Origin of the sequence: Vibrio sp. AND4 (assembly GCF_000171815.1) — a bacterium.
GTDB lineage: Bacteria > Pseudomonadota > Gammaproteobacteria > Enterobacterales > Vibrionaceae > Vibrio.
The window spans coordinates 1-9,542 of the sequence record NZ_ABGR01000047.1 but is presented as its reverse complement, the minus strand read 5'-3'; the positions used below and the strand labels follow the sequence as shown (position 1 = coordinate 9,542).

8 protein-coding genes and 1 pseudogene are annotated in these 9,542 nt (G+C 45.2%); 3 read left to right on the top strand and 6 right to left on the bottom strand.

Annotation, left to right across the window (positions count from 1 at the left end):
- The 5 genes and pseudogenes from AND4_RS17785 to yceD form a co-directional block, all read right to left on the bottom strand.
- Positions 1 to 276: acyltransferase domain-containing protein (locus AND4_RS17785; RefSeq protein ID WP_009844377.1), on the bottom strand; the 276-nt coding region annotated here is incomplete at its 3' end.
- Positions 277 to 352: 76 nt separating this feature from the next.
- Complete coding sequence (locus AND4_RS17780) at positions 353 to 1,306, bottom strand: beta-ketoacyl-ACP synthase III (protein WP_009844376.1); 954 nt, start codon at positions 1,304 to 1,306, stop codon at positions 353 to 355.
- 5 nt (positions 1,307 to 1,311) lie between these two features.
- Positions 1,312 to 2,339 (bottom strand): annotated as a pseudogene (gene plsX, locus AND4_RS17775) (phosphate acyltransferase PlsX).
- A 10-nt stretch (positions 2,340 to 2,349) separates the two neighbouring features.
- The gene (gene rpmF, locus AND4_RS17770; protein ID WP_005396978.1) at positions 2,350 to 2,520 is read right to left on the bottom strand and encodes a 50S ribosomal protein L32; all 171 of its coding nucleotides are present in this window, start codon (positions 2,518 to 2,520) and stop codon (positions 2,350 to 2,352) included.
- A gap of 60 nt (positions 2,521 to 2,580) precedes the next feature.
- On the bottom strand, positions 2,581 to 3,105 hold the full coding sequence (yceD, locus tag AND4_RS17765; RefSeq protein ID WP_009844374.1) for a 23S rRNA accumulation protein YceD: 525 nt from the start codon (positions 3,103 to 3,105) through the stop codon (positions 2,581 to 2,583).
- A gap of 150 nt (positions 3,106 to 3,255) precedes the next feature.
- Between yceD and AND4_RS17760 the strand changes: the two genes are divergently transcribed.
- Positions 3,256 to 3,837 (top strand): nucleoside triphosphate pyrophosphatase, encoded by a 582-nt coding sequence (locus AND4_RS17760; protein WP_009844373.1) that lies wholly within the window; start codon positions 3,256 to 3,258, stop codon positions 3,835 to 3,837.
- 245 nt (positions 3,838 to 4,082) lie between these two features.
- Here AND4_RS17760 and rluC read toward each other — a convergent pair whose 3' ends face one another.
- Positions 4,083 to 5,027 (bottom strand): 23S rRNA pseudouridine(955/2504/2580) synthase RluC, encoded by a 945-nt coding sequence (gene rluC, locus AND4_RS17755; protein WP_009844372.1) that lies wholly within the window; start codon positions 5,025 to 5,027, stop codon positions 4,083 to 4,085.
- Between the two features lie 620 nt (positions 5,028 to 5,647).
- On the opposite strand from rluC, the gene rne reads away from it, so the two are divergent.
- Together rne and AND4_RS17745 are read left to right on the top strand one after the other, a co-directional pair.
- Positions 5,648 to 8,737 carry a ribonuclease E gene (gene rne, locus AND4_RS17750; RefSeq protein WP_009844371.1) on the top strand — a complete coding sequence of 1,030 codons (3,090 nt, stop codon included), beginning with the start codon at positions 5,648 to 5,650 and terminating at the stop codon, positions 8,735 to 8,737.
- Between the two features lie 324 nt (positions 8,738 to 9,061).
- Positions 9,062 to 9,542 (top strand): SulP family inorganic anion transporter (locus tag AND4_RS17745; RefSeq protein ID WP_009844370.1); only part of this gene is annotated, 481 nt, incomplete at its 3' end.

The following is a 9,542-nucleotide window of genomic DNA, read 5'->3' as shown; positions in this document are numbered from 1 at the left end:
GCTGTGACCCGCTAGGTTTGCTGGTTGCTCAAGACCAAGCTCTTGCCATACGCGCCAAATAGCAACTGATGAAGCGAGCAATGCAGGCTGAGTGCGGAAAGTTTGGTTTAGATCTTCTGCAGGTCCATTTTGAACAAGCGCCCATAGGTCGTAACCTAGAACGTCAGATGCTTCTGCAAATGTTTGTTTCACTGCGTCATATTGTTCGCCTAGATCAGCAAGCATACCGATAGCTTGTGAACCTTGGCCTGGAAATACGATAGCAAACTTGCTCATGTTGTTTTCCTTTAAGCAAAGTAAAAAGAAATAAGATGCACCGCAGCGCATCTTAAATTTTGAATTCTTGTAAAACTTAGAATTTCACCAGAGCCGAGCCCCAAGTGAATCCGCCGCCAAACGCTTCAAGTAGCAAAGTTTGACCACGTTTAATTCGACCATCACGCACCGCTTCATCCAATGCAGTCGGCACAGTTGCAGCAGACGTGTTGCCATGTTTATCAAGCGTAATTACAACTTGGTCAAGTGACATCGAAAGCTTCTTCGCTGTCGCTGAAATAATTCGATAGTTCGCTTGGTGTGGAACTAGCCAGTCTAGCTCTGACTTATGCATATCATTCGCTGCAAGCGTATCTTTAACGAGTTTAGATAGCTGAGTGACGGCCACTTTGAATACTTCATTACCAGCCATGTGCAGCCATTTATCGGCCTCTTGGTTCCCGCGCTCTGGCACAGGCAGACTTAACAAATCACCAAATTGACCGTCTGAGTAAATGTGTGTAGAAATGATACCCGGCTCTTCACTTGCACCAATCACAACCGCACCCGCCGCATCACCAAACAGGATGATGGTGGAACGATCCGCTGGATCACAGTTTTTTGATAATGCGTCTGCACCAATCACAAGTATGTTTTTACACATACCCGATTTGATATGCTGATCGGCAACAGATAAGGCGTATACAAAGCCTGAACAAGCAGCGGCTAAGTCGAATGCTGGACAACCTTTAATGCCGAGCTTTCCTTGCACCTGACACGCAGATGACGGGAAAGTGTGGCTACTGCTCGTGGTAGCAACGATAATGAGATCGATATCATTTTTATCAATGCCAGCCATGTCGATAGCATTTTCAGCTGCGTAGAATGCCATGTCTGCAACAGTTTCATCTTGTGCTGAAATTCGACGCTCTTTAATACCCGTGCGAGCAACGATCCACTCATCACTTGTATCTACCATTTTCTCTAGATCTGCGTTAGTCCGCACCTGAGATGGCAGGTAGCTGCCAGTACCTAAAATTTTGCTATACATGAAGACTAATAATGCCTCTCGAGTAAAACCGCTTCCAAACGATCGCTAATACGGCTTGGTACTTGTCGTTTGACCTCGTGTACTGCCTCGCCAAGCGCGTTGACAATCGCAGATACATCCGCACTTCCATGGCTTTTTATGACAATGCCGCGCAATCCTAGCAAACTTGCGCCGTTATACTGGTCGGGGTTCAGTGTTTTTAGTTCATTAAATAGCCGAGAAAACAACTTTCTAGCAATCCAACCCTTGATCGTCGATGCCATCAGGCTGCTTTTTAATTTTTCGATGAAAAGTTGGGCCGTTCCCTCGCTGGCTTTTAAGCATACGTTACCGACAAAACCATCACAGACGATGACATCGGCAGCGTCATGCAAAATTTGATTACCTTCAATATAACCGACAAAGTTGATCGTGTCGGTCTGAGAAAGCATTTCTGCGCAGCATTTGACTACATCATTACCTTTAATTTCCTCTGCGCCAATGTTTAGCAGAGCAACACGAGGAGGTCGACCAAGGTGTTCCTCCGCTAACGCGCTGCCCATCACAGCAAACTGAAATAAACTGTCGGCGTCACAAGATACATTTGCACCAAGATCTAACATCCAAGTACGTTGACCACTGATAGTGGGCAAAGAGGAAACTAAAGCGGGACGCTCGATACCAGGAAGTAACTTAAGAACAAATCGTGAAAGCGCCATCAACGCACCCGTGTTACCTGCGCTCACACAAGCGTCTGCTTCATTGTCGGAAACAAGATCAATGGCCATACGCATAGAGCTACTTTGGCTGTTTCGCAGTGCTAATGAGGGTCTATCTGAATTGGATATTACTTTCTCGCTGTGAAGAATGCTCAAGCGGGAACTGGTCGAGGTACCTTGTTGAGATAATTGAGACGTGATCAGAGATTGATCACCTATAAGAATCACTTTTAGCTCTGGGAAATGAGACAGTGCCTGCACACGGCGGCGGGCACTGTTACGCGTGGACCGAAATCCCCGCCCATTGCATCAAGTGCAACGGTAATACTTTGCAAAGGTTCAACCTTACTTGTTGATAACCTTTTGACCACGGTAGTAACCTTCAGCAGTTACGTTGTGGCGTAGGTGAGTTTCACCAGAAGTCGCGTCTACAGATAGTGCAGCTGTAGTTAGCGCATCGTGTGAACGACGCATACCGCGCTTAGAACGAGTTTTACGGTTTTTCTGTACGGCCATTGACCCTACTCCTATACTATTGGGTTAAAAAACCTAAAGAAGAAGCGGCTACCACACCAGTTACTTTTTCAGATTTTTCAAAACATCGAATGGATTCGGTTTCTCTTCCTCAATTTCTTCAGGAATTTCACCAAAAACCATGTTATTTGAATCAACGCTACAATCCGCATCATCATGCATTGGAATTTGAGGTAATGTTAAGATAAACTCGTCTTCAATCAGTTGTATAAGGTCTAATTCACCATACTCATTCAGATCTACCAAATCATAAATTTCTGGTGCTTCCTCTTCCGTCTTCTCACCTAGGTAAGGAGTGTAAAGGAATTCAACTTCACACTTGTGTGTGAATACCTCGTTACAACGCTGACACTCTAAATCAACTTCGATGTTACCTTTACCAGAGATAACAACGAGTCGCTGTTCATCTATATCAAATGACAATGAGACTTCTGCGTCGCGTTTTACGCCTTCAGTTGTTTCCGCTAAGCGCTTAAAAAGACTAGGTTGGATGAACCCATCATAATCTAATCGTTTCTGTGCGGACTTCGCCGGATCAACCGTTCGCGGTATTTTTACCTTTTGCATAGGGCGCGAATATTATCTTCCAAATCAAAATTAGTCAAAGAAAAAGGCAAAAAAGTTATACTTTTTTGCGCTTAACATACAGAGCATTAGCCAGAATCGATTTTAATCGATTATCCTATCGGAAATAGCTTTTGTGGATTGTAATTGAATATGAAAAATTACCAACTGGTTTTAGCCTCAACCTCTCCTTTTCGCAAACAACTGCTGGAAAAACTCGCAGTACCCTTTGCGTGTTTGCCACCAGACTTTGACGAGACGCCTTTACCCGGCGAATCGCCTCTAGAGCTAGTGCAAAGACTCGCTTTTGGAAAAGCGACTTGTTGCAAGACGACTCAGGACAGCCTAGTCATTGGCAGTGACCAAGTTTGTGTTATCAACGGCAAGATTGTCGGAAAGCCACTAAACCGTGACAACGCGATCGAACAATTATTAGCTCAAAGCGGTAAAACCATCACTTTTTATACCGGGCTTGCTGTACATAACACGTCCACTAACTATACCGAAGTTGGCTTCGATACCTTTGAAGTTCATTTTAGAGATTTGACTCGAGAGCAAATCGAACGTTATGTCGATAAAGAGAAACCGTTTTACTGCGCAGGCAGTTTTAAAAGCGAGGGATTGGGGATTTGTTTGTTTAAGAAGTTGGTCGGTAAAGATCCCAATACACTAGTCGGACTGCCTCTTATTGATTTGATCGATATGTTACAAAAACAAGGGTTGGAGATTTTGTAGGGAATCGGGAATCGGGAATCGGGAATCGGGAATCGGCGATATTTTGTCTTTCTGGGAACGGATTCTGTCAACTCCGGTTAGAACTTAGTTTCTTTAAACTGCCGTCCAACGGGACACTTCCGAGTATAGGAGCACTGCATTCCGAATGCCCTTGTACTTCAATTCGATGATCAAAAAAGCCGATGTTTTAACATCGGCTTTTACATAGCTTTTTGCGCTCCCGAAAGGTGTAGATACGCATGCCTCTACTTGTTACGCAAACCCGCCAAGGCTTTCTCTAATTTCGCTTCCATCGGCGCGTTGATTTCCATCCACTCATCATTCGATGGGTGCTGGAACTTGATGTTGGCTGCATGTAGGAACAAACGATCCAAACCGACTTTACCGGTGTACGCGTCAAAGCGGCGGTCACCATATCGGTCATCCCATGCGATTGGATGGCCAGTATATTGAGTATGCACCCGAATCTGGTGGGTACGGCCTGTGATTGGACTCGCTTGAATCAACGTGGCTTGCTCAAACTTCTCCAGAATTTTAAAACGTGTTTCTGATGGCTTCCCTTTCGGATTCACACGCACAATACTGTTCACTTCGTTTTTAAGCAGTGGAGCATTGACCACTTTACAGCTGTTTTTCCATTCCCCCATAACAAGGGCAAAATAAAACTTCTTCACAGTTTTTTCACGGAACTGGGCTTGCAAGTAACGCAGTGCCGAACGCTTCTTAGCTACCAACAAGATACCTGAAGTATCACGGTCAATGCGGTGAACCAATTCCAGGAAACGTGCCTGCGGTCGCAATGCACGTAACGCCTCGATCGCACCAAACTTCAAACCACTGCCACCATGAACTGCCGTGCCAGATGGCTTGTTTAGAACCAACATATGTTCATCTTCAAAAATGATCATATGTTCTAGCTCAGCCACTTTGTTCAATTTAGTGCTTGGGGCAACATCAACCTCTTTCTGCTCAACGGTTACCGGAGGAATACGTACTAGGTCACCAGCCTTTAGTTTGTACTCAGCTTTAATGCGCTTTTTATTTACACGCACTTCCCCCTTACGCACAATTCGATAAATCATGCTTTTAGGAATATCTTTTAATTGGTTACGCAGGAAGTTATCGATGCGTTGACCCGCCATATCTTCGTCGATATCAACGAACTGGACTTTAGTTCTTATTTCACTCATGCGCGCTATTGTAAACTCAAATCTGTATGACTTCACATTATTATTGTTGCAAAAGAAACGTATCTAAGCCAAAACTCGCCAAGCTTTTGTTTAGATTATTAAAACTCCCTATCAACTTCTTGGTTTAATTTCCGTCTTTGTTTGTTTTTGATACTCAACTGCATACGAAACAATCAGTTACAACTTACGGAAATTGAATTTAGTCCTAAATTTTGCATCGTTTACGTTAAAGCAGATTGCTGATATCCACCTGCACTGCTATAGTTCACAGCTGCTAAGGATGGTTTGGTTACATTTTGTTCATTACCATTCATTTATCCCCAAGCAATATGAGTAGGCTGTTGGATGTCAGGTGCAGCAATCGGCGTAAGACACATTGAGTTCAACACACTTGTCACTCTACTCATCGCATATTCACGTTGAGTATTTACCGCTCCTTAAACCGGGTCACAAGTAATGTTTCCATCGAAACCCAAAGCACTTGTGATGACTGAAGTGCCCTAGAGCATCCCCTTCCAGCCGGGAGGCTGCAAAATATAGCCATGGGATCAGGCACCGTGAAAAAGTGAAAAACAGTGACAAGTTGAAAATGACGAAGAAAAGACAACGAGAAATATTTAATGAAAAGAATGTTAATAAACGCAACTCAAAAAGAAGAGTTGCGTGTCGCTCTGGTTGATGGCCAGCGACTTTTCGATCTTGATATCGAAAGTCCGGGTCATGAATCTAAAAAAGCGAATATCTACAAAGGACGTATTACACGTATCGAACCAAGCTTAGAAGCCGCATTTGTTGATTACGGTGCTGAGCGTCACGGTTTCCTCCCTCTCAAAGAAATTGCCCGCGAATACTTCCCCGAAGGTTATACTTACCAAGGCCGTCCTAGCATTAAAGAAGTGCTAACAGAAGGACAAGAAGTGATCGTGCAAGTGGAAAAAGAAGAACGCGGTAGTAAAGGGGCAGCCTTAACTACGTTCATCTCTCTTGCGGGTAGCTACCTTGTTCTTATGCCTAATAACCCTCGTGCTGGCGGTATTTCTCGCCGAATCGAAGGCGATGAGCGTACACAACTTAAAGCAGCACTTAGCACTCTGGAACTGCCTCAAGGCATGGGACTGATTGTTCGTACCGCTGGTGTTGGTAAGAGCGCGGAAGAACTTGAATGGGATTTGAACGTGCTGTTGAACCACTGGAGCGCAATTAAAGGCGCATCAGACTCTAACTCAGCCCCGTTCCTAATTCATCAGGAAAGTAACGTTATTGTTCGCGCAATCCGAGATTACCTACGTCGTGATATCGGTGAAATTTCCATCGACAGCAATACCATTTATGAGCGTGCCAAAGAGCACATCAAACTGGTTCGTCCTGATTTCGTTAGCCGTGTTAAAAAATACGATGGCGAAGTACCACTATTTAGCCACTACCAAATTGAAAGCCAAATTGAATCGGCTTTCCAACGAGAAGTGCGCCTACCATCTGGTGGTTCAATCGTTATTGATCCAACGGAAGCACTGACTTCTATCGATATCAACTCTGCTCGCGCAACAAAAGGCGGCGATATCGAAGAAACCGCACTGAACACCAACTTAGAAGCGGCAGATGAGATCGCTCGTCAATTGCGTCTACGTGACCTTGGTGGCTTGGTTGTTATCGACTTTATCGATATGACTCCAGTCCGCCACCAGCGTGAAGTGGAAAACCGTCTACGTGAAGCCGTTCGTCTTGACCGTGCTCGCGTTCAAATAGGCCGTATCTCTCGCTTCGGCTTGTTGGAAATGTCTCGTCAACGCTTAAGTCCTTCTCTAGCAGAGGCAAGTCATCATATTTGTCCTCGCTGTACGGGTACAGGTGTGGTACGTGACAACGAGTCGCTCGCACTGTCGGTTCTTCGTCTCATTGAGGAAGAAGCATTAAAAGATAATACAGCACAAGTACTGGCGGTCGTACCTGTACCTATCGCTTCTTATCTTCTTAACGAAAAACGCCGCTCTGTAAACCATATTGAACGTAATCAAGAAGTGAAAATCACGGTAGTTCCTAACTCTGATATGGAAACCCCTCACTTCGAAGTTATCCGTGTTCGTGAGGGTGAAGAGTTCGACCTGCTTTCTTACTTACTGCCTCAAAAACTTGAAGCAATAAAAGAAGCCGAAGGTAAAGAGCCAGCAGAAGTTGACATCAAGCCTAAGCGCATCGAAGAACCTGTACTTAAAGGCTTTGCTGCACCAACGCAAACAGCGCCAGCACCATCAGCCTCGTCTGAGCCTGCACCTACGGCTAAGAAGAAAGAAGCGGAGCCACAAGAAGAAAAACAGGGCCTATTCAGCCGTCTGTTTAAAGCACTTGGCAGTTTCCTATTCGGCGGTTCTGAAGAAGTTAAAGAAGAGCCTAAGAAAGACGAACAGAAACCAAGCCGCAATAACAATCGTAACAAACGTGATCGCAACGATCGTCGTCGCAACAACCAGCGCGATAACCGTGAAGGTCGTGACAACCGTGATAACAAACGCCGCCGCAAGCCACGTGAAGAGCAAGCGACTGAGCAGAACGAAGCTCAACAACCGAGTAAGCAACAGAACCGTAACCAAAGACGCAAGCCTAGAGCTCAACAAGCTGACAAAGCACAAGAGCCAAAAGCAAATCCTAAGGTAGCGGAAAAAGGCCTACAACTTGCTGCTGAAGCACTCACTGGCTCAGATATCAAGCCGGAAGAAAGCAAAGCGAAGTCAAATCCGAAAACAGAGAAAGTGAAGGAGCGTCGTCAACGTCGCAAGATAAACAAGACTGTTCGTGTTAAAGACCAGCAAATCGCTGAACAAGTTATTTCGGAAGTGACAGCACAAGCGGTCGAAACAGTTGAAGCTCCAACTGAAAAACCAGTTGAAGTATCAGTGGAAGCTCAGCAAGACAACAAGACAGAAACGAAACAACGTCGTAACCGTCGTTCACCACGTCACCTTCGTGCAAGTGGTCAACGTCGTCGTCGTGGTCGCGATCGTCGTCCTAACCCGTTCCGTCTTCGCAAAGGTGGGGTAGCCTCTCCTGAGATGGCAATGGGTAAAGTTATGCCACGCTACATTCCAAAGACAGCGCCTAAAAAGGAAGAGCGAGCGAAGGAAGAATTTGTCGCTGAAGCATCGACATCTGGAATCCAAGGTGGTTTTGCTTGCCCTGAAATGGCAATGGGTAAAGTGATCATCCGTCATGAGCAGCCTGCAGTCGTTGAAGCGCCAGTGGTTAATTCAAAAGTTCAACAACCAGAAGAAACGAAAGTAGACGCTCCAGCTTTAGAGTCACCTTTGACAGAAGCACCAGTGATCGAAACACCTGTTACTGAGCAAGTTGAAGCAGCACCAGTAGCGCCAATCGTAGAGGCGCCTATTGTTGAAGCACCTATTGCTGAAGTCGCTGAGGCTATTGCAGAAGTAGCACCAGTCGAAGAACCATTAGTGGAACTGGTAGAAGAAGCTGTCAAAGAAGTTGCAGTGGAGGCGCCAGCAGTAATATCGGAAGCGAAAGCCGACGTTATCACAGCGGTTAAGCCAGGTGCGAGTGCGCCAATGACAAAGGCACCGGGTCCTCAAGAACTTCGTGAAATTACGGTTTCTGCGGCACCGTTTAAAGCTGACCACTACGCATCGAAAGGCGCTGGTAGTCAAGTAGCGACAAACCGTGCATCGGCAGGTATGACAAGACCAAACTTTAGCTAAGTTCTAAAATGAACTGATGTAAAGCAAAACGAATATAAAGGCTGCCGATTGGCAGCCTTTTTTGTTAATAATCGTCCTAACTTTCATTGTTCACATTAATATCAACGGCTGATCACATTTGTGTGTCAATATCCCTATCTTTGTTGAACTTAATCACACTTTTCGGTAGCATTCGCCAACTTAAGTTTTCGACACCTTTCTAATGCTGCTCTTTTTTTACTACGGTTTGTACTGATAGAAACGACCTTGTTTCCTTTATCAGTACTGTGCAAAAACGAATATGTGTCGAGAGAAATTCATCGCTAAGAGAACCTAAACTAAAACATGTTCGAATTTCCTCAATTTTCTAAGCACTCGGTAAAAAACGATGTGCTGTCAGGTCTAACGGTTGCGCTAGCGCTGGTTCCTGAAGCCGTCGCATTTGCATTCGTTGCTGGCGTGGACCCAATGGTTGGTCTTTACGCTGCTTTCATTGTCGGCCTTATCACCTCTATCTTCGGAGGCCGCCCTGGAATGATCTCCGGTGCGACTGGCGCTATGGCAGTGGTTATGGTGTCACTCGTCGCAACGCATGGCGTTCAATATCTATTTGCCGCAATTATGTTGGCGGGTATTCTTCAGATCGCAGCGGGCCTTTTCAAGCTAGGTAAATTCATAAGAATTGTTCCACACCCAGTGATGATCGGCTTCGTAAACGGCTTGGCCATTGTTATCTTTCTGGCACAATTAGGGCAATTTAAAGCACCTGACATCAACGGTATTTTGACTTGGTTGCCACAAGATCAAATGCTACTTATGTTAGGTT